The 19,862-nt window shown below is 76.3% G+C and carries 18 protein-coding genes; 9 read left to right on the top strand and 9 right to left on the bottom strand.

Features of this window, described 5'->3' with window-relative positions:
* The 3 genes from VGB14_11070 to VGB14_11060 form a co-directional block, all read left to right on the top strand.
* The coding region (locus VGB14_11070) for an extracellular solute-binding protein (protein HEX9993459.1) at nt 1-992 on the top strand (992 nt) is incomplete at its 5' end.
* A gap of 4 nt (nt 993-996) precedes the next feature.
* Nucleotides 997-2,280 carry an alkyl sulfatase dimerization domain-containing protein gene (locus VGB14_11065; protein ID HEX9993458.1) on the top strand — a complete coding sequence of 428 codons (1,284 nt, stop codon included), beginning with the start codon at nt 997-999 and terminating at the stop codon, nt 2,278-2,280.
* Nucleotides 2,281-2,907: 627 nt separating this feature from the next.
* Entirely contained in the window at nt 2,908-3,933 is a 1,026-nt protein-coding gene (locus VGB14_11060; GenBank protein ID HEX9993457.1) for a hypothetical protein, read from the top strand.
* Nucleotides 3,934-4,442: 509 nt separating this feature from the next.
* Here VGB14_11060 and VGB14_11055 read toward each other — a convergent pair.
* The 3 genes from VGB14_11055 to VGB14_11045 all read right to left on the bottom strand — a co-directional run bounded on the left by VGB14_11055 (nt 4,443) and on the right by VGB14_11045 (nt 7,859).
* Entirely contained in the window at nt 4,443-5,456 is a 1,014-nt protein-coding gene (locus VGB14_11055; GenBank protein ID HEX9993456.1) for a hypothetical protein, read from the bottom strand.
* Nucleotides 5,457-5,602: 146 nt separating this feature from the next.
* Nucleotides 5,603-6,238, bottom strand: a complete 636-nt coding sequence (locus VGB14_11050) for an HD domain-containing protein (GenBank protein HEX9993455.1) — start codon at nt 6,236-6,238, stop codon at nt 5,603-5,605.
* Nucleotides 6,239-6,305: 67 nt separating this feature from the next.
* The gene (locus tag VGB14_11045; protein HEX9993454.1) at nt 6,306-7,859 is read right to left on the bottom strand and encodes a hypothetical protein; all 1,554 of its coding nucleotides are present in this window, start codon (nt 7,857-7,859) and stop codon (nt 6,306-6,308) included.
* 97 nt (nt 7,860-7,956) lie between these two features.
* Here VGB14_11045 and VGB14_11040 point away from each other — a divergent pair, with 97 nt between their 5' ends.
* The 4 genes from VGB14_11040 to VGB14_11025 are packed head-to-tail and all read left to right on the top strand — an operon-like array spanning nt 7,957 to nt 12,116.
* Nucleotides 7,957-9,606, top strand: coding sequence for a cystathionine beta-synthase (locus VGB14_11040; GenBank protein ID HEX9993453.1), 1,650 nt, complete (start codon nt 7,957-7,959; stop codon nt 9,604-9,606).
* A gap of 11 nt (nt 9,607-9,617) precedes the next feature.
* Nucleotides 9,618-10,769, top strand: coding sequence for a cystathionine gamma-synthase (locus tag VGB14_11035; GenBank protein HEX9993452.1), 1,152 nt, complete (start codon nt 9,618-9,620; stop codon nt 10,767-10,769).
* Nucleotides 10,770-10,771: 2 nt separating this feature from the next.
* Nucleotides 10,772-11,401 (top strand): hypothetical protein, encoded by a 630-nt coding sequence (locus tag VGB14_11030; protein HEX9993451.1) that lies wholly within the window; start codon nt 10,772-10,774, stop codon nt 11,399-11,401.
* On the top strand, nt 11,385-12,116 hold the full coding sequence (locus tag VGB14_11025; GenBank protein HEX9993450.1) for a serine protease: 732 nt from the start codon (nt 11,385-11,387) through the stop codon (nt 12,114-12,116). The genes VGB14_11030 and VGB14_11025 overlap by 17 nt, the downstream gene beginning before the upstream one ends.
* Before the next feature lie 45 nt (nt 12,117-12,161).
* Here the strand turns inward: VGB14_11025 and VGB14_11020 are convergent, their stop codons facing one another.
* The 3 genes from VGB14_11020 to VGB14_11010 all read right to left on the bottom strand — a co-directional run bounded on the left by VGB14_11020 (nt 12,162) and on the right by VGB14_11010 (nt 15,582).
* Entirely contained in the window at nt 12,162-12,437 is a 276-nt protein-coding gene (locus tag VGB14_11020; GenBank protein ID HEX9993449.1) for a WhiB family transcriptional regulator, read from the bottom strand.
* Between the two features lie 210 nt (nt 12,438-12,647).
* Nucleotides 12,648-13,997, bottom strand: a complete 1,350-nt coding sequence (locus tag VGB14_11015) for a PhoH family protein (protein ID HEX9993448.1) — start codon at nt 13,995-13,997, stop codon at nt 12,648-12,650.
* 121 nt (nt 13,998-14,118) lie between these two features.
* Entirely contained in the window at nt 14,119-15,582 is a 1,464-nt protein-coding gene (locus tag VGB14_11010; protein ID HEX9993447.1) for a PLP-dependent aminotransferase family protein, read from the bottom strand.
* A 65-nt stretch (nt 15,583-15,647) separates the two neighbouring features.
* On the opposite strand from VGB14_11010, the gene VGB14_11005 reads away from it, so the two are divergent.
* Nucleotides 15,648-15,833 carry a hypothetical protein gene (locus VGB14_11005; protein HEX9993446.1) on the top strand — a complete coding sequence of 62 codons (186 nt, stop codon included), beginning with the start codon at nt 15,648-15,650 and terminating at the stop codon, nt 15,831-15,833.
* A gap of 135 nt (nt 15,834-15,968) precedes the next feature.
* Here the strand turns inward: VGB14_11005 and VGB14_11000 are convergent, their stop codons facing one another.
* From VGB14_11000 to VGB14_10990, 3 genes are all read right to left on the bottom strand, one after another.
* Nucleotides 15,969-16,649 carry an LUD domain-containing protein gene (locus VGB14_11000; GenBank protein ID HEX9993445.1) on the bottom strand — a complete coding sequence of 227 codons (681 nt, stop codon included), beginning with the start codon at nt 16,647-16,649 and terminating at the stop codon, nt 15,969-15,971.
* A gap of 232 nt (nt 16,650-16,881) precedes the next feature.
* A complete protein-coding gene (locus tag VGB14_10995; protein HEX9993444.1) occupies nt 16,882-18,288 on the bottom strand; it encodes a LutB/LldF family L-lactate oxidation iron-sulfur protein in 1,407 nt (468 codons plus the stop codon).
* A complete protein-coding gene (locus VGB14_10990; protein HEX9993443.1) occupies nt 18,285-19,046 on the bottom strand; it encodes a (Fe-S)-binding protein in 762 nt (253 codons plus the stop codon). The genes VGB14_10995 and VGB14_10990 overlap by 4 nt, the downstream gene beginning before the upstream one ends.
* A gap of 9 nt (nt 19,047-19,055) precedes the next feature.
* Here VGB14_10990 and VGB14_10985 point away from each other — a divergent pair.
* Nucleotides 19,056-19,862, top strand: an 807-nt coding sequence (locus VGB14_10985; protein HEX9993442.1) for an aminotransferase class V-fold PLP-dependent enzyme, incomplete at its 3' end; no start/stop codon positions are given.

The following is a 19,862-nucleotide window of genomic DNA, read 5'->3' as shown; positions in this document are numbered from 1 at the left end:
GCTACGACACGTCGGACTTCCTGCCGCGGGTGCTGTCCGAGTTCTCCGTCGAGGACGTGCTCTGGCCGATGCCGTTCAACGTCTCGAACCCCGTGCTGTTCTACAACCGCAAGGCGTTCGAGGCCGCCGGGCTCGACCCGGACGCGCCGCCGGCGACGCTCGACGAGCTCCGGGAGACGTCGCAGACGATCGTGGACTCGGGCGCCGCGCAGTACGGGATGGCCATCGAGCTGTCGGCCTGGTACGTGGAGCAGTGGCTGAACCTGACCGGCCAGACGGTGGTCGACAACGAGAACGGCCGGGCCGGGCGGGCGACGGCGGCGACCTTCGACAACGAGGCGTCGCTCGAGGCGGTCACCTGGGTGAAGGACATGGTCGACGACGGGCTGGCGGTGAGCGTCGGCCGCAACACCAGCGGGGCCGACCACCTGCTGGCCGTCGGCACGGGGCAGGCGGCGATGACGATCGGCACGTCGGCCGCGCTCGGCTCGGTGTACGACGTGCTCGCGGGCGGGGACTTCCCGAACGTCGAGCCGGGAGTCGGCGCCTTCCCGTCGCTCGCCGCGGACAACCCGGGCGGGGTGGCGGCCGGTGGAGCAGCGCTCTGGATCGTCAACCGGTCGTCGGAGGAGGAGCAGGCGGCGGCCTGGGACTTCCTGAAGTGGCTCGACGAGCCCGAGCAGCAGGCGCGGTGGCACGTGGGGACGGGGTACATCCCGATCCGCGAGTCGGCGGCCGAGCTCCCCGACGTGACGGACCTGTGGGACGAGCGGCCCGGGTTCCGGGTGGCGTTCGAGCAGCTCACGTCGGGCGGCGACCCGCCCGGCGGCGCCGGGCCGGTGATCGGCGGCTACGACGACGTGCGCGAGGCGGTGCAGAGCGGGCTGGAGCGGCTGATCGCAGGGTCCGAGCCCGACGCCGTGCTGTCGCAGATCCAGTCGGAGGCGGACGCGGCGATCGAGGACTACAACCAGCGCACCGGGAACGACTGAGGCGGTGGCCGCCGCCGTCGGTGATGGTGGGCTGCTGGAGCGGTCGCGGCGGATCCTGGCCGGTGAGGCCGACCTCGACACCCACCCGTTCGCCGTCGGCGGCGTGGGCGAGGCGGTCGGCGACGACGTGTTCTTCGTCCCGTCGTTCGCCAACGTGGCCGCGCTGCGGACCCGTGACGGGCTGGTCGTCGTGGACACCGGCAGCCGGGAGCTCAGCGGGTCGGCGCACGAGCAGCTGCGCGGATGGACGGACGCGCCGGTGTCGACGGTCGTCTTCACCCACGGGCACATCGACCACGTGTTCGGCGTCGAGCGCTACGAGGCCGAGGCGGACGAGGCCGGTCGGCCGCGACCGGTGGTCGTCGCCCACGAGGCGCTCCCGGCGCGGTTCGACCGCTACCGCCTGACCGCCGGGTACAACGGCGTCATCAACGGCCGGCAGTTCCGCATGCCGGGCTACCAGTGGCCGACCGCGTATCGCTATCCCGACCGGACGTACCGGGACGAGCTCGTGCTGGACGTAGGCGGGCGGCGGGTCGAGCTCCACCACGGCCGGGGCGAGACCGACGACGCCACCTGGGTGTGGGTGCCCGACGAGCGGACGCTGTTCGCCGGCGACTTCGTGATCTGGTCGGTGCCGAACTGCGGCAACCCGCAGAAGGTGCAGCGCTATCCGCTCGAGTGGGCAGTGGCGCTGCGTCGCATGGCGTCGCTCGATGCGGAGGTCCTTCTGCCGGGGCACGGTCTCCCGGTGGCGGGTGCCGCCGCCGTCCGCACGGTGCTGACCGACGCGGCCGCGCTGCTCGAGTCGCTGTGCCAGCAGACGCTCGACCTCATGAACGAGGGCGCGACGCTCGACCGCATCCTCACGGCCGTGCGGCCGCCCGCCGACCTGATCGACCGTCCCTGGTTGCGGCCCGTCTACGACGAGCCCGAGTTCGTCGTCCGGAACCTGTGGCGGCTCTACGGAGGCTGGTGGGACGGGAACCCCGCCCGGCTCAAGCCGGCGCCCGACGCCGCCGTCGCCGAGGAGGTCGCGGCCCTCGCCGGCGGCACCGGCGTGCTCGTCGACCGGGCACGGGCGCTCCTCGCCGCCGGGGACGAGCGGTCGCTCCGGCTCGCCGGCCAGCTTGCCGAGTGGGCGGCCCAGGTGGCGCCCGCCGACGCGACCGCAGCCGACGTCAGGGCCGAGGTGGCCGAGGCGAGGGTGGCTGTCGAACGGTCGCTCATGGCCAAGGGCGTCTTCTCCTGGACGGCGGTCGAGAGCCGGAGGTCGACCGGCTCCTGACGTGCGGCGGCTACGGCGCCGGGTGCGACTCGCTCCTGGCGCTGCCACCTGGCGCATCACTGACCTCGCACCTCGCGGGCGCGACAGGGCGCGCCGCGTTGCACTCGCCGGTGGCGCGTCGGCGCGGGCGCGGGCGCGGGCGGCGACGCACTCGCTGGTGTCGCGTGGCCGCGACGGGGCGCGTCGCCTTGAACTCGCCGGTGTCGCGCCGGCGCGACAGGGCGCGCCGCGTCGATTCGCACCGCGGGCGAGTCGCGTGCTTGGAGGTCGAGGCGGGCCCGGGCCGGCTGCAGTCCGTCCTGTGGGCGTCGGGTTCGTCGCTCGTCACGTCACCGTGGCCGCTGGGCGCAGCCGAGTGGCGGTGCGCGCCCCGCCGCTCGACCAGGCCGGCCCACGGTGGTCACATCGCCGGGGCGGACCACGGGCACGGCGCAGCAGCGACGGCGTCGGCGTCGCTGGCGTGTCGGGGGTCGGCGGTCGGCGCCGTCGGCGTCCTCGCGGCGTCGTGGCGTCGGGTCGTCGGGCGCGATGCCGAGCGGGAGTGGCGGCGCCGAGGGCGGTGCCGCCCTGTGCGGGGCGCCGACGGGGTCCTCCGGGCGGGGGAGCGTCGCTGGCTACCGTGACGCCGTGCGCGTGCCCGCCGGTGCACCACGGCTGATCGGGGCCGTCGCCGTTGTGATCGCCGTGCTCGGCGTCGCGATCACGGTCGGCGCCCGGGGCGGGACGACATGGGTCGGCCGGGGCGTGGGCTCGGCGATCGGCGGCCTCGCGCGAACCGAGTCGCCGGCGCGGACGGTCGACGCCTACGCCGGGTTCGGGACGTGGGTCGACGCCTTCGACTTCGTCCCGGCGTACGCGGGCGACGCCGGGGTTACCGTCACGATCGATGACGTCGACCGGATGGCCGACGCCGGGGTCGGGACCCTGTTCCTCCAGGCGGCCAGGGAGGACGAGCGTTCGCCGGGGCCACTCGTCGACCCACGTGCGATGGCGCCGCTGATCGTTCGGGCCCACCAGCGGGGGATGCGGGTGGTGGGCTGGTACCTGCCGAAGTTTGCGGACGTGGGCACGGACCTGGACCACCTTCTCGCCATCGACCGCTTCGAGGTGGCGGGGCACCGCTTCGACGGCATCGCCGTCGACATCGAGTGGACCGAGGACGTGCCCGACCCGGTCGAGCGGGGGCGCCGCCTCGTCGACCTCTCCGAGCGTCTGCGCGAAGCGGTCGGCGACCAGGCCGTCGGCGCCATCGTGCTCCCGCCGGTCCAGACCGAGGTCGTCAACCCCGCGTACTGGCCGTCGTTCCCGTGGCGGGCCCTCGCCGACCTCTACGACGTGTGGCTGCCGATGAGCTACTGGACGTTCCGGTCGACGGAGTCCGGTTATGGCGACGGCTACCGCTACAACGAGGAAAGCACCCGCCGCCTCCGCGCCAACCTGGGCCAGCCGGACGCCGTGGTCCACGGCATCGGCGGCATCGGCGACGAGGCAACCGAGCAGGAGTACGAGAACTTCGCACGCTCGCTGGCGGACACGGCGTCGATCGGCGGGTCCGTCTACGACTACGCCACGACGGCCCCGGAGGCGCTCGCGCCACTTGCCGAGAGCGTCACCGCCGCCGTCGAGCAGGCGCGGGCGCCGTCCGAGGACTGACGCCGGCCGCCGACCCGGCCAGCCGTGGCGGGCCGGGGGACGGACGTATCGGCCCGACCTCGCTCGCCGGGCCGCGTCGATCGGGCGGATGCCGTCGGCGGTGGTCGGCGTGGACCGGCGCGCCGATCTCGTGCGACGGCCCCGGCCGCGCTCGGCAAGCTCTTGCTCGCCGGTACGACGGGCGCTGGCGCGGTGGACGCCGGCGGGCTCGTGCTCGCCGGTATGCGAGGCGGTGGCGTGGTGGCCGCGGCGGGCGGGCTCGTGCTCGTCGGTACGGGGGGCGTTGGTGTCGTGGCCGCGCCCGGCGCGCTCGTGCTGGTCGGTGCGCGCGGCGCTGGGGTCGCCGTTGCGCCCGGCGGGCTCTTTGTCGTCGGTACCACGGGCGTCGCGGTCGCCCTCCCGCCCGACGGGCGCGTGAGCATCGGTACGAGTCATGCGAGCGATGTCGGGCTCGCACCCGGCCGGAACCTGGCGCGGCGCTGCGGGGAGCACATGAGGCCGGCGAGCCGTCAACCGAGGCCGCACCGATCGAGGACGGCAGTGACGCCGTCGGCCACGTCGGGCGGGACACGGGACCGGACGGCCGCGGCCAGGGTGTCGAGTGCGGGTAGCTCGGCGAGGACCCAGCGGGCGAAGCCGCCGGCGTCCATCCAGCCGGCGTCGGCGGCGGTCAGCCGGGGTGCGGTCCACGTGCCGCCCGCCGCGTCACGGCGCAGGCGCTCCCACGTCATCAGCGCCCCGGCCACCGCACCGGCCTCAGCGAGCGCGTCCGGCGAAGCGTGGGACGGCCCGGCTGCCGGCAGCGCAGGATGGAGCGCGGCGGCCGCGTCCCACGTGGCCGGGGCCGGCGTCGCCGTCGCCACGGCGTCGAGCCAGAGCCTCGCCCACAGCTCGGTGGTCGTGGGTGGGGGTGGCGGCGTCGGGACGTCGAGGGCGCGCAGGAGGAGGTCGACGAGCCGGCCGGTGGGCGCCTCGCCCGGGCGGTGCACGGCGACGACCGGTGGGTCGCCGGCCACGCGAACCCGGGAGACCACCGTGCCGGACCGGGCGGCGAGGAGGGCGACACGGACGCGGCGGCGGTGCCCCCGGTCGGGCGCCGACCGCTGCCGAGATGGCCGGCAGCGCGGCGAGCTGGCGGGGGCTCCGGGCGGTGGGGCACCCGGAGCGACGGGCGTCGGGGCAGCCGCGAAGGGGCCGCCGTCGCGTCCGGCGGCGGTCGGCCGGCAGCCGGTCCCCGGCACGGCACCGACGGGTGCGGCGTCGCCCTCGGCGACGAGGCCGAGCGTCGGCCACGAGCGGGGGGCCCGCAGCCCGAGCAGCGCGACCTCGGGATGCGACCCGGCCGGCAGCGGGAGCACGGCGACGGCGACGCCGTCCTCGTCGCCGTCGTCGGGGTCGATCCGGACCAGCTGGGCCGGCGCACCCCAACCACGGGCGTGCGCGACCCGCTCGACGAGCGTGAGGAAGCGGACGAGCTGCTGCTCCGGGCGTGGGCGCGGGCCGTGCGGCTCGTCGTCCGGCATGGATCCGGTCGGCCACCTGCACGGCGCGTGCGGGTCGGGGAGATCGGGGGCGGCGTCCATCGGAGCGTCCTTCCGGCCGTGGGGCGGGGAGGCGGCTCCGGCCCGGGGAGAGACCCTCCGGGAGGCCGCGATTCAGGTGCCGGGCATCATGCCGGGGACGTGTGACAGGAACGCCGGCCGGCGTCGTCGTCGGCGTGGCCCAGGGCCTCGTCCAGCTCGGCCACGACCGCCGACAGCTCGTCGGCCAGGCGGCCGGGATGGCGGCGGGCGATCACCTCGGCGACGGTCCGGTGGTACCAGCGCTGGTCGGCGGCACCGGCGTTGAAGTGGTCGAGCGCCCGGTCGCCCTCGGCCCGTACGGCGGCGAGGAGCGACCACGCGTTGTGGAGCTTGTCGGCGGCGACGACCCGGAGGGTGCCGGGTGGGAGGTCGCCGTCGGCGAGTCGCCCCAGGAAGGCGGCCTTGCGCTCCCGCCACGGCGGCTTCGGCGTCCGGTCGGTGTCGCTGCACGCCTCGACGACGGCGGCGACGGCGGGGCCGTAGCGCCGCTCGATCTCCGCCAGGACCGGTGCGCCGCCGGCGTCCTCGACGGCGTCGTGGAGCAGGGCGGCGATCGCCTCGTCCTCGTCGCCGTCGTCCTCGAGGACGAGCGCGCACACGGCGAGGAGGTGGGCCAGGTAGGGCACGGCGGTGGTGTTGCGGGACTGGTGGCGGTGGAGCTCGCCGGCCCAGCGGACGGCGTCGAAGAACCGGTCCGTCAGGGCGAGGGGAGCGCCGGGCACCGGGCCAACCTAGGCAGCCGGCGAGCCGCCGGCACCGGGGCGGTGAGCCTCGACCTGAGGTGGAGGCTCAGGCGACCTCGGCCTGGGGAGCGTCGAGGTCCGGGTCCGGCGCCTCCTGGTCGAACAGGCTCGGGCTCGGCGTCTCGGGGCCCGAGGTCGACGCGGCGTCGGGCTCTGCCTCGGCATGGACGGCGAGGTCGACCACCGCGTTGGCCTCGGTCGTCGCCTCGACGGGCTCGGCGACGCGGTGGGGTGCGTCCCGGGCGTCGTCCTCGGTGGCGTCGGCGTGGGCGGTGAGGTCGACGACTGGGTCGGGCTCCACGGGCTCGGCGACGAGGTGGGGCGCGTCTGGGGCGTCGTCCGCGGCGTCGTCGGCGTGGGCGGTGAGATCGACCACGGCGTCGGCGTCGGCGTCGCGCGCCTCGGCGACGAGGTCAGGTGCGTCCGGGGCGTCGTTGGCGGCGGCGGCGGCCGTTTGGACGGTCAGGTCGACCTGGGTCGCCGCCTCGACGGGGTCGGCGAGCAGGCGGGATGCGTCGGGGGCGTCGTCCGCGGCGGCGTCTGCGTGGGCGGTCAGGTCGACGTGGGGCGCCGCCTCGACGGGGTCGGCGAGCAGGGGGGATGTGTTGGCGGCGTCGGCGTGGACGGTGACGTCGACGACGGCGTCGGCTTCGACGAGGTGCGGGTCGTCGACCGGGGCCGCGTCGGCATGGGCGGTGAGCACGAGCTCAGGTTCGTGCGGGTCGTCGGCAGCTGCGGCGGGCGCGGCGTCCTCGTCGCCCCGATCGGCCTCGGCGGTCGACCCCACGAGGTCGGGGGCGTCGACGGTGTCGGGCCCCGCGTCCTCGTCGTCCCAGTGGTCGACCTCGACCACCCGGACGGCGCCGTCGAAGTCGACGGGCATGGAGGACCAGCCGCCCCCGCCGCCGACGCCGGCGCCGACGAGGACCTCCACCTCGACCTCGACCTGAGGCTCAGGCTCGACCACGAGCCAGGGCGGCACCCACGGGCCGCGGTCGGGCACCCGGCGGTCGATGTACGACCGGGCCGCCGGCCAGCGCCGCTCGGTCAGGACCCGGGCGAGGCGGGCGTCGCCCGGCGCGTACGCGTGGCGCACCTCCCGCTCCAGCTCGCGCACGTGGTCCCGGTCGACCTCGACCACGCGGAGCCCGACGAGGCGCACGAGCGAGCGCAGCCCGCCGGGGACCCGGGGGGACGCCGGGACGTCGCCCCGATAGAGCCGGTAGGCGTCGAGGTGGTGGTGCCCGTACCAGGACGCCCGGTAGGCGCCCGGGTGGCCGGGCAGCGGCGCCCGGCGCAGCCCGATGCGGGCGTCGTGGCGGAGCCGGAGGCCGATGGCGACGCCGCACACCGCGGCCCGGTCGGCGAGGAACGGCAGGTCGAAGGCGGCGCCGTTCCACGTGGCCAGCACGCCGGGCGGGAGGGCGGCCAACCGCTCGTCCAGCTCGGCCAGCAGGTCCGCCTCGTCCCCGGAGAACACCTCGTCACAGCCCTCACTCGACAGGGCGACGGTCCGCACGCAGGCGACCTGCGGATCGGTGCCGTCGTCGCTGGTGTCGGTCTCGATGTCGAGCCCGTACACGATGGGGCGTCGGCTCACAGGGTCCCCCCGGTGGGTGCGGTGGCCGGTCGCGACCCGAGCGTAAAGACCCCCATCGCGCAAGTGGGTGATGGTCGGCTACAACGGAGTGGTGGACATGCTCGTCGTCGTCGAGGACGCCGTCGTCCCCGAGCGACTCCTCGCCAGGGCCCGCCACGTCGTCCGCGGCTCGGGCGCGGAGCCGCCGCCCGAGCTGGTCGCCGACGTGCGCACCCACCTGCCCCGCGACGTCGGCGTGATCGGCCCGCCCGGCGCCGACGCCCGGTGGGCGACGGCCCTCCACCGGGCCGGCCTGCCGGTCACCCTGCACACCGACGCGCCGCCCGCCACGGGGATCCCCGGCGTCGACGTGCGGCCCGTCACCGACCCGGGCCCGGCGATGGACGCGGCCGACTCCCTCCTCGACCTGATCGGGGAGACGCCCCTCGTCCGCCTCGACCGCATGGCCCGCGACCTGTCCTGCCACCTGCTCGCCAAGCTCGAGATGATGAACCCGGGCGGCAGCGTGAAGGAGCGGCCGGCGGTGGCCATGGTCGACGCCGCCGAGCGGGCCGGGCTGCTGAAGCCGGGGGGCACCATCGTCGAGCCGACCTCGGGCAACACCGGCGTGGGCCTCGCCATCGTCGCCGCCCGCCGCCGCTACCGCTGCATCTTCGTCATGCCCGACAAGATCAGCCAGGACAAGGTCTCGCTGCTGCGGGCCTACGGCGCCGAGGTGATCGTCTGCCCGACGACCGTCGCCCCCGAGCACCCCGACTCCTACTACTCGGTCTCGAACCGCCTGGCCGAGGAGATCCCGGGCGCCTACAAGCCCGACCAGTACCACAACCCGGAGAACCCGGCAGCCCACGTGGCGTCGACCGGGCCGGAGATCTGGCGGCAGACCGCCGGCCGGATCACCCACTTCGTCACGAGCATCGGCACCGGCGGCACGATCACCGGCGTCTCCCGCTACCTGAAGTCCCAGAACCCCGACATCCAGATCGTCGGCGCCGACCCCGAGGGCTCGGTGTACTCGGGCGGGTCGGGGCGGCCCTACCTGGTCGAGGGCATCGGCGAGGACTTCTGGCCGACGACCTACGACCCGTCCGCCGTCGACCGCGTCGTCATGGTGAGCGACCGCGACTCGTTCCTGACGGCGCGGCGCATCACCAGGGAGGAGGGGATCCTCGTCGGCGGCTCGTGCGGCACGGCCGTGTGGGCGGCGCTCGAGGTCGGGCGCGACCTCGGCCCCGACGACGTGGTCGTCGTCCTCTTCCCCGACTCCGGCCGGGGCTACCTGTCCAAGCTCTACAACGACGCCTGGATGGCCGACTTCGGCTTCCTCCGCTCCGGCGGCCAGACGGCCGGCGACGTCCTCTCCCGCAAGGAGAACCGCCTGCCCGCCCTCGTCCACGTCCACCCCGACGAGCCCGTCAGGGCCGCCATCTCCCTCCTCCGGGAGTACGAGGTGTCCCAGCTCCCGGTCGTGAAGGCCGAGCCGCCGCTGGCCGTCGCCGAGGTCGTCGGGGCCGTGCAGGACGTCGACCTCATGGACAAGGCCTTCAACCAGCCCGGCCTCCTCGACCGGCCGGTCGCCGAGGCGATGGGCCCGCCGCTCCCCACCGTCGGCGCCGGCGAGCCCGTCGAGGTGGCGGTCGAGGCGCTCGAGCGGGCGTCGGCCGTGCTCGTGCTCGACGCCGGCCACCCGGTCGGGGTGCTCACCCGCCACGACGTCCTGGACTTCCTGGCCCACCGGCAGGGGTAGGACGGCGCTCCGTGGACCGGGAACGGGACTGGGACTTCGAGACGAGGGCGATCCACGCCGGCCAGCGGCCGGACCCGACGACGGGTGCCGTCGTCACGCCCGTGTACCTGACCTCGACGTACGCGCAGGACGCGGTCGGCGAGCACCGCGGGTACGAGTACAGCCGCAGCGGCAACCCGACGAGGACGGCGCTCGAGGACTGCCTCACCGACCTCGAGGGCGCCCGCCACGGGTTCGCCTTCGCCAGCGGCCTGGCCGGCGAGGACGCCGTGCTCCGCACGCTCGCCCCCGGCGACCACGTCGTGCTCGGCAACGACGTGTACGGCGGCACCTACCGCATGGTCACCCGGGTGTTCGGTCCGGCCGGCGTCCCGTGCACGACCGCCGACCTCACCGACTTCTCGGCGCTGGCGGCCGCCTGGCGGGACGAGACCCGCATGGTGTGGGTCGAGTCGCCCACCAACCCGCTCCTCGGCATCGTCGACATCGCCGCCGTCGCCGCGTTCGCCCACGAGCGGGGCGCCCGCTGCGTGGTCGACAACACGTTCGCCACCCCGTACCTCCAGCGCCCGCTCGAGCTCGGCGCCGACGTCGTCGTCCACTCCACCACGAAGTACCTGGGCGGGCACTCGGACGTGGTCGGCGGGTTCGTGGCCACCGACGACGACGAGCTCGCCGAGCGCATCGGCTTCTTCCAGTTCGCCATCGGCGCCGTGCCCGGGCCGCTCGACTGCTTCCTCGTCCTCCGCGGCGTGAAGACCCTCCCCGTGCGGATGGACCGGGCCTGCGCCAACGCCCGCGTCGTCGCCGAGGCCCTGGCCGCCCATCCGGCGGTCGAGCAGGTGCTGTGGCCGGGCCTGCCGACCCATCCCGGCCACGACGTGGCGGTCAAGCAGATGAGCGACTTCGGGGCGATGGTGTCGTTCACCACCAAGGGCGGCGAGGAGGCGGCCGTCGCCGCCGCCGGCGGCACCCGGGTGTTCACCCTGGCCGAGTCGCTCGGCGCCGTCGAGTCCCTCATCGAGCACCCGGGCCGGATGACGCACCTCTCCACGGCCGGGTCGTCGATCGAGGTGCCCGCCAACCTCGTCCGCCTGTCGGTCGGCATCGAGTCGGCCGCCGACCTCGTCGTCGACCTCCTTCGCGCCCTCGACGGGGCCTAGCCGTGACCGCGCCGGGCGGCTGGGGATGGCAACCGGGGACGGGGCCCGCCGAGCCGGCCGGGCCCGAGCCGCCCTGGGGGCGCACCGTCCCGCTGGAGCCGCCCGACGTCCCCCGCCTCCCGGCCGCCCGGCTCGGCGACGGGCTCACGATCGTGCCCGAGGGCGGGCCGACCCGGCGCTTCGCCGTCACCGCCTGCACGGTGCTGGTGGTCGTCGCCGTCGCCTGCGCCGCCCTCGCCGTCGTCTCGTGGCGCAACGGCGACCGGTGGCGCGACCTCGCCATCGCCCGGGGCGAGCGGGCCGAGCAGCTGGCCGCCCAGGTGGCGGTCTCCGAGCGGGACGTCGCCAGCCTCGAGGCCCGCATCCGCCAGCTGGCCAACGAGAAGGCCCAGGCCGAGGACCAGCGCGAGGTGGCCGAGGGGACGGCCGGCGCGGCGGCCGGCGCCGCCGAGGTCGCCGACCTGATCGACCAGTGCACCGTCGCGGTCGAGGAGCTGCGGGCGGCGGCCGCCGACGCCGCCGTGGACGACGCGACGGTGCGCGACCTGGCCGACGCCGCCGTCTCGGCCTGCGTGGCCGCCCGGCGGGCCGGCGCCGACCTCGTGGACGCCCTCGGTGGGCTGCCCGACTGACCCGACCCGCCGCCGGCGCCGCCGCCCGCTCGCCGCGCTGGCCGGGCTGGCGGTGGCCCTCGCCGCCGCCGGGTGCGTGGCGCCGCCGCCGCCCGGCGAGGACGCGCTGCCGGCCGCCGTCGACGTGCGGGCCGAGTCCGTCGCCCGCCTCGCCGAGCAGGCGACCGTGCGGGTCCGCAACCGGGTGTGCGAGGGGCTGGCCACCGGGTCGGGGGTCGTCATCGGCGACGGCATGCTCGTCACCAACCGCCACGTGGTCGAGGGCGCCGGGGAGCTCCAGGTGAGCACGTGGGACGGGCGCACCTTCGACGTCGGCGTGGCGTCCACCGCCACCCGGGCCGACCTGGCCGTCGCCCGCGTGGAGGGCGACCTGCCGCCGGCCATCGTCCCCGCCGACGACGACCCCCGCCCGGGCTCGGCCGTCAGCGCCGTCGGCTACCCGCTCGGGTCCCAGCTCGCCTTCTCCGACGGGGAGGTCGTCGACTACCAGGCCGGCGCCCACTACGGCGAGGAGTCCGAGGTGCTGCGGGTGACGGCCCAGCTCCGGCCCGGGAACTCGGGCGGTCCGCTCGTGGACGAGCAGGGGCGGCTGGTCGGCGTGGTGTTCGCCGTGGAGTCGAGCACCGACCTCGGGCTCGCCATCCCGGTGAGCGCGCTCCAGGCGCTGCTGGCCGACGACGGCGCCTTCGCCGAGATCGACCCGGCCGACTGCTAGGGGGCGGGCGGGCGACGGGGCCGGCCGCCGGGCGTGCGACCGGCGTCAGGCCGACGCGGTGGCCCCGAACGAGCCGCGGCGGGAACGGCCGCCGATGGGCGACGGCACCGAGTAGCCGGCGGCCGCCCGCTCCTCCTCGTTCTCGCCGCCCCAGTAGCCGTACTCCCGGTTCAGCCGGGCGTACCAGCGGCACTCGACGACCACGGGGCACGAGTCGCAGATGCGCCGCGCCTTGGCCTCACGGCGCACCCTCGCCTGGGGACGTTCGGCGAGTGGAGGGAAGAACAGGCGGGTATGGCCCTGGCACTTTCCGAGGATCATCCACTCGGGGCGCGGGGGCTGGCCGGGCATCGACGGTGAGGCGTTCGCCAACGGAGGAGTCCCTTGGAGATCGGTGGGCGACGGGGCCGGGAGGGGGGTCGACCCCGCCGCCCGATTTACTGCTGAACACTCCTACCACGGGGTTTCGGGCGTAACCACGCCGGATGGCGCACGTCACGCGCCGCCCGGCGCCGTCGCCGGGGCGCGCCGTCAGAGGCGGTCGGCGGCCAGCGAGGCGACGTCCGACCGCTCGCAGTGCACGAGGCGGACGTGGCCGAAGCAGCGCTCCCCGGCGAACGCGTCGATCAGCACCGACACGGCGTTGTTGTGCTCGGAGAGGTAGGGCGCGTCGATCTGGCTGGTGTCGCCGGTGAACACGACCTTCGTCCCGTCGCCCACCCGGGTGAGGATGGTCTTCAGGGTCGTCGGCTCCAGGTTCTGGGCCTCGTCGACGAGCACGTAGGTGCCCTGGAGCGACCGGCCCCGCAGGAACGTCACCGCCTCGAGGGTCAGCTTCTCCCGGGAGGTCAGCTCCTCGAGGATGGCCCGGGCGTCGGCGTGGCTGCGGCGCTCGGTGAGCGCCACGAGGGCGTCGGTCACCGCCGTCATCCACGGGTGCAGCTTCTCGTCCAGGCTGCCGGGCAGGAAGCCGAGCTCGGCCTTGCCGACGGGGACGACCGGCCGGTACACGGCGACCTTGTCGTAGGTCGCCTGCTCGACCACCTGGTCGAGGCCGGCGGCCAGCGCCAGCACCGTCTTGCCGGTGCCGGCCACGCCGTCGAGGGCGACGACCGCCACCTCGGGGTCGAGGAGGAGGTCGAGGGCGAACTGCTGCTCCTTCGACCGGGGGCGCAGGCCCCACGCCTCCGGCGTCCGCAGCAGCGGGGTCAGCCGCCGGCCCCGCCGCCGGACGAGGGCCGACTGGCTGCCGGCCCGCAGCACGGCGTACTGGTCGGCGCCCATGGCCACGCCGGCGTCGTCCGCGTCCACCCCGCCGGCGTACACGTCGTCCACCACCTCGGGGGCGACCTCGACCGTGCGCCACCCCGTGGGCCGGGCGCCGGGATGGGCCCGCCGGCGGTGGTGCTCGATGGCCCGCAGCCCGAGCTGCGCCGCCTTGATGCGCAGGGCGGCGTCGTTGGACACGACCGTGACCGGCCCGGCCGCCGCCTGGCCCAGGGCGGCGGCGAGGATGCGGTTGTCGGCCTTGGCGGGGTCGAGCCCCTGGGCGGCGACCTCGGCCACGTGCAGGCCGTTGGTCTCGATGCGGAGGGTGCCGCCGCCGGGGACGGCCACCGGCTCCCGGATGTCGCCGCCGTTGGCCACCCGCAGCTCCTCGATCGAGCGCAGGACGGCCCTCGCCGCCCGGCCGACGTCGTCCATGCGGGTCTTGTGCTGGTCCAGCTCCTCGATCACGACGAGCGGGATGACGCCGTCGGCGTCGGGGAAGGCGGTGAGGGCCTCCGGGTCCGAGATCAGCACCGACGTGTCGAGCACGACCCTGGTGCGGGCGGCCAGGCCGTCGCCGGGGGCCGCGGGAGCGTCGAGCAGATCGGTCACGGCGACCACCCGTGGTGCGCCGTCGCGCCGGCGACGGCGAGATCGGAGGGGACCATCCGGCCCCCATGAAAGCGGGCGGGCGGGCCGGGGTGGGGGATGCTGCGGGCGCCCGGCGGACCGGTCAGCCGAGGACGGGCTCGGACGTGAAGTCGGTGCCGACGCCGGGCGCGTAGGCCCGCCACGCCGCCGCCAGCCGGCGGACGGCCTCGCCCAGCGCGTCGGGCTCGGCGATGAACGGGATCCGCACGTGGTCGGTGAACCCGCCGGTGGGCGAGAGCGCCGGGCCGGCGACGATGGCGACGCCGAAGCGCAGCGCCACCTGGGCGAACGACCGGGCGTCGCCGGCCGGCAGCCTGGCCCACAGCACGGTGCCGCCGTCCGGGACGCGGAACGTCCACTCGGGGAGCAGGGCCGACAGCTCGGCGGCCAGGCGGTCGCGCGACTTCAGCAGGTGCTCGGTGCGGTGGCGCACGGCCTCGTCGATGCGGGGGACGAGGCGGGCGCCGATCGCCTGGCTGAGCAGCGGGCCGCCCAGGTCGGCGACGGCCCGGAGGCGGGCGAGGCGGGCGACGGTCGCCTCGGGCGCCCGCACCCAGCCGACCCGCAGGCCGCCCCACAGCACCTTGCCGAGGGAGCCGACGCAGAGGACGGCGTCGCCGTCGAAGGCGGCGATCGGCGGCGGGGGCACCGGCCCGGACAGATGGAGGTCGGCGATGGCGGTGTCCTCGACGATCGGCACCCCGGCGGCCGATGCCAATCGGGCCAGCGACCGGCGGCGGGGGGAGTCCATTACCGAGGCCGTCGGGTTCTGGTAGGTCGGCACCGTGTACAGCAGGCGGGGCTGGGCCCGGTCCACCAGGTCGGCGACGGCGTCGACCCGCAGGCCGCCCTCGTCCAGGGGGACGGCGACGAGGCGGGCGCCGGCGGCCCGGAAGGCGTCGAGCGCGCCCGGGTAGGTCGCCTCCTCCACGAGCACGGCGTCGCCCGGGCGGACGAACAGCGAGGCGACGAGCGAGATGGCCTGCTGGGCGCCGGTCGTGACGATGACCTCGTCGGCCGTCGTGGCGAGGCCGGTGGCGGTGAGGTGGTCGGCGACGGCCTGGCGGAGGGCCGGCAGCCCGGCCGGCTGGTAGCCGTGGCTCGAGGTGAGGGCGACGAGGTCTCGCGGGTCGATGGTCGCCAGCGCCTCCACGACCACCGGCGAGACTGGCGGGCAGGCGGCGCTGAGGTCGATGGTGGCGTCCGGGTCGGCGAGCAGGCTGCGGAACACGTCGTTGGGGCCCCGGTCGACCACCGCGGAAGCGCCGACGGGACCGCCCACGTTGGGGGCCACCCTCGTGCCGCTGCCCTGGCGGCTGACCAGCCGGCCGGTCCGCTTCAGGCGGTCGTAGGCGGCGACGACGGTCGTGCGGCTGACGTGGAGGAGGGGGGCGAGGCGGCGCTCCGGCGGGAGCAGGGTGCCGGGTGCGAGCACGCCGCTGTCGACCAGGCGCCCGATGGCGTCGGCCAGGCGGGCGTACAGCGGGCCGGTGCCCCTGGTCCAGTCGCCGAGCCGGGCGACGAGGTCCTGTTCCGGTGGTGCCATCCGCCACAGTATGCCGATTGGTCATCGCATTGGCAATGGGTGAGACGGCTGTTACAGTCCAATCCATGTTCTCCGTCTACTGCCCCGGCCACGAGCGAGAGGTCCTCCTGTCGGTGTCGAACATCGTGGGGATGTCCAACACGGCGGAGGGCATCGAGGTCCACTGGCGCTGCCGCTGCGGCGCCGCCGGCACCTGGCTCACCGGCGCCCGCCGGTCGAGGCCGGGCACCGCCGCCGCCACCGCCGCCTGACCCGCACCCGTTCCCTCCGCCCGGTGCCCGTGCCCGCCCCGGCACGGGCACCGGCGCGTCCGGGCGGGATTGCTGCGTCGGCGGCGACGGGCGGTGGGCGGCGGGTCGGCAGGGGCGTCCCGCGGCGGCCGGTCGTCAGGCGCCGACGAGGACGACGTGGACGGCGACCGGGCCGTGCACGCCGAGGGTGAGCAGCTGCTCGATGTCGCCGGTGCGGCTCGGGCCGGTGACGAGCACGAGGGCCGACGGCGGGCGGGTGCCGCCGAGCGCGCGGAGGACGTCGGCCGGCGTCGCCACCAGGCGGGCGACCGGGACGAGGCACAGGTGGACGGTCGGCAGCAGGCTGGCGCCCCGGCCGCCGGCGACGGCGGCGTCGATCACGACCGATCCGGTGGCGGCGACGGCGGCGACCGCCCCCGTCACCCCGAGGTCGGCTGCGGCGCCGGTCGTCCGGTCGTAGGGGGCCACCTCGACGCGGAGCCCGGCCAGCGCCTCCCCGGCGGCGATCGCCTCGGGCTCGGCGGACGTCACCGCCCGGCGGACGCCGTGGGCGGCGACCACCTCGGCCAGCACGTCGAGGGGCGGCCCGCCGTCGGGGACGCGGTGGACGACGGCGGCGACCGCCGTCGCCGCCCGCTCGAACGTCCCGGCCAGGTCGGCCCGGTCGAGGTCGCGGGGGACGACGGGCGGGACCTCGGTGAGCGGCGGCGGCAGCGGGTGGACCGGGTTGGCCGGGACGCCGCCGGCCAGCCGGCCCCGCAGGCGGGCGAGGAACGCCTCCCGGTCGCCGGTCTCGGCCGGTCCGGCCACCGTCACGCCCGCCCCGCAGGCCGGTCGCCGCCGGGACGGCGCGGCAGACTGCCCGCGGTCGACTCCCGTCGGGCCGCCGTCGCGCCTGCCTCTGCGGGCCGGCCGTCGTCGGGGCGGCGCGGCAGGCCGTCGGCGGTCGACTCCGGTCGGGCCGCCGTCGCGCCTGCCCTTGCGGGGCGGACGTCGTCGGGGCGGCGCGGCAGCAGGCCGTCCGCGGTCGACTCCGGTCGGGGCACGGTCACACGTCCCCGGCGGCCCAGCGGTCACGGAAGCGGCGGCGGGCGGGGGTCGGGAGCGAGCGGCCGTGCGACCACGCCCGGGCCACCGGCAGGCGGCCGGCGACCGGCCCGAGGAGGCGGCTCCCGGCCGCCGCGCCCCGGGTGGTGGCCCGGTAGCCGGCGGGCGACGACCAGGCCGCCGACCACGCCCGCCACGCCGCCCGCCGGGCCAGGGGGGCGCCGGCCGCCTTGTCGCGCCGCAGCCCGAGCAGCAGGTCCTGGAGCGGGATGCCGACCGGGCAGGCGTCCATGCAGGCGCCGCACAGGGTCGAGGCGTCGGCCACCTCGGCCGCCTCCTCGTACTGGCGGGCGAGGAGCGGGGTGAGCACCGCCCCCATCGGCCCCGAGTAGACCCAGCCGTAGCTGTGGCCGCCGACCTGGCGGTACACGGGGCAGGTGTTCAGGCAGGCGCCGCAGCGGATGCAGGCCAGCATCTCGTGGTACTCGCCGCCGAGGATGTCCGACCGGCCGTTGTCGAGGATCACCACGTGGCTCTCCTCCGGGCCGTCGACCTCGCCCTCGCGCCGGGGGCCGGTCAGCACGGTCGTGTAGCTGGTCAGCCACTGGCCCGACGCCGACCGGCCGAGCAGGCCGAGCAGCAGGTCGAGCTGGTCCCACGTGGCCACCACCCGCTCCATGCCGAGCACGGCGACGTGCACGGGCGGCAGGGTCGTCACCATCCGCCCGTTGCCCTCGTTGGTCACGAGCACCAGCGAGCCGGTCTCGGCGACGGCGAAGTTCACCCCGGTCACGCCGACGTCGGCCCGCAGGAACTCCTCCCGCAGCCGGGCCCTGGCCCACGCGTTGAGCTCCTCGGGCACCGCGGCGACGCCGGCGGCGCCCGTCGTCCGCTCGAACAGGTCGGCCACCGAGTGGCGGTCGTGGTGGAGCGCCGGGGCGATGAGGTGGCTCGGCGTCTCCCTGGCCAGCTGCACGATCCACTCGCCGAGGTCGGTCTCCACCACGCGGCAGCCGGCCGCCTCCAGGGCGTCGTTGAGGCCCGTCTCCTCGGTCGCCATCGACTTCGACTTCACGACCGTCGCCCGGCCCCGCCGGGCGGCGATGGCGGCGATGTGGGCGTTGGCGTCGGCGGCGTCGGTCGCCCAGTGCACGGACACGCCGTTGGCCGCCAGCCGGTCGGCCAGGCGCTCGAGGACGGCCGGCAGGTCGGCGAGGACCTCGGCCTTGACCGCCCTGGCCGCCCGACGCAGGCCGTCAGCGTCCTCCACGGCGTCGAGCGCCATCAGCCGGCCGAGGCCGAAGCGGTCGACGGCCCGGCGGGTCCGCTGCCGGAGCACGGGGTCGGCCACGGCCCGGCTGGTGCGCTCCCGCAGGGTCGTCCCCGGCAGCTGGTGCTGGCCGCTCACGACCCGCCGCCGGGCAGGGCGTCGGCCAGCACCTCGGCCAGGTGGCGGGTGCGGACGGGCAGGCCGCGCGCCTCGGCCCTGGCCCGCAGGTGCACGAGGCACGAGCTGTCGGCGCTGACCACGACGGACGCGCCCGTGCGAGCCAGCGAGTCGAGCTTGTCGTCGGCCATCGCCTCCGACGTCTCGGGCAGCTTCGTGCTGAACAGGCCGCCGAAGCCGCAGCAGCGCTCGTCCTCCGGCCACTCGACGCGGGAGCAGCCGTCGACCCGGTCGAGCAGGGCCTCGGGCTGGTCGTGCACCCGCAGCTCGCGGAGCAGGTGGCACGAGTGGTGGTAGGCGACCCGCTCCCGCCCGGGCAGGGCGAGGGGCGGCAGCGACCGGCCGGCCAGGAACTCGGACAGCTCCGCCGTCCTCGACGCCACCTCGCGCGCCGTCGCCGCCGCCTCGGCGTCGCCGACCAGGTCGAACACCTCCGGCCAGCCGTGCCGGACCATGGTGGCGCACGAGCCGGCCGGCACGACGACGGCGTCGGCCCCGTCGGCGGCCAGCGCCTCGAGCGTGGTCCTGGCCACCCGGGCGGCGTCGGCCGTGAAGCCGCCGTTCCAGGCCGGCTGGCCGCAGCAGGTCTGGCGGGCCGGGAACGACACCTCGCAGCCGGCCGCCCGCAGCAGCCGCACGGCCGCCACCCCGACCTCGGGCTCGACGACGTCCACCACGCAGGTGACCAGCAGGGCGACCCGGGTCGTCACGTCGCCCATACTTCCACCGTGCCCGCCACTCCCCTCCCGCCCCAGCGGCACCGGTTCGACATCCCCGACGACGTCGCCTACCTGAACGCCGCCTACCTGGGCCCGCTGTCCCTCGACGCCGCCGAGGCCGGCCGCACCGGGCTCGCCGCCAAGCTGCACCCGTGGTCGGTCGGGGCCGGGGACTTCTTCGAGCCGGTGGCCGAGCTGCGGGCCGCCGTCGCCCGGCTGGTCGGCGTGGACGACGACGGCATCGCCTTCGTCCCGTCGGTCAGCTACGCGCTGGCCACCGCGGCCGCCAACGTCCACGTCGGCGACGGCCGCCGGGTCGTGGTGCTGGCCGACCAGTTCCCGTCGAACGTCTACGTGTGGCGGGTGGTGGCCGCGAGGACGGGCGGCGTGGTGCACGCCGTGCCCCGGCCCCCCGACGGCGACTGGACCCGTGGGGTGCTCGACGCCGTCGACGAGCGGACGGCCGTCGTCGCCGTCCCGCCGTGCCACTGGACCGACGGCACCCTCGTCGACGTCGTTGCCGTGGGCGAGGCGGCCAGGGCGGTCGGCGCCACGTTCGTGGTCGACGCCACCCAGGCGCTCGGCGCCATGCCCGTCGACGTCGCCGCCGTGCGCCCCGACTGGCTGGCGTGCGCCTTCTACAAGTGGCTGCTCGGCCCGTACAGCCTCGGGTTCCTGTACGTGGCCCCCGAGCACCGGGACGGCGTGCCCATCGAGCACAGCTGGATCACCCGGCGGGGGAGCGAGGACTTCGCCGGGCTGGTGCTCTACGTCGACGAGTTCCAGCCCGGCGCCCGGCGCTACGACGTCGGCGAG

This window comes from Acidimicrobiales bacterium (assembly GCA_036399815.1).
GTDB lineage: Bacteria > Actinomycetota > Acidimicrobiia > Acidimicrobiales > DASWMK01 > DASWMK01.
Note: the sequence above shows the minus strand (reverse complement) of the source record. Positions and strands in the feature narration are given on the sequence as shown.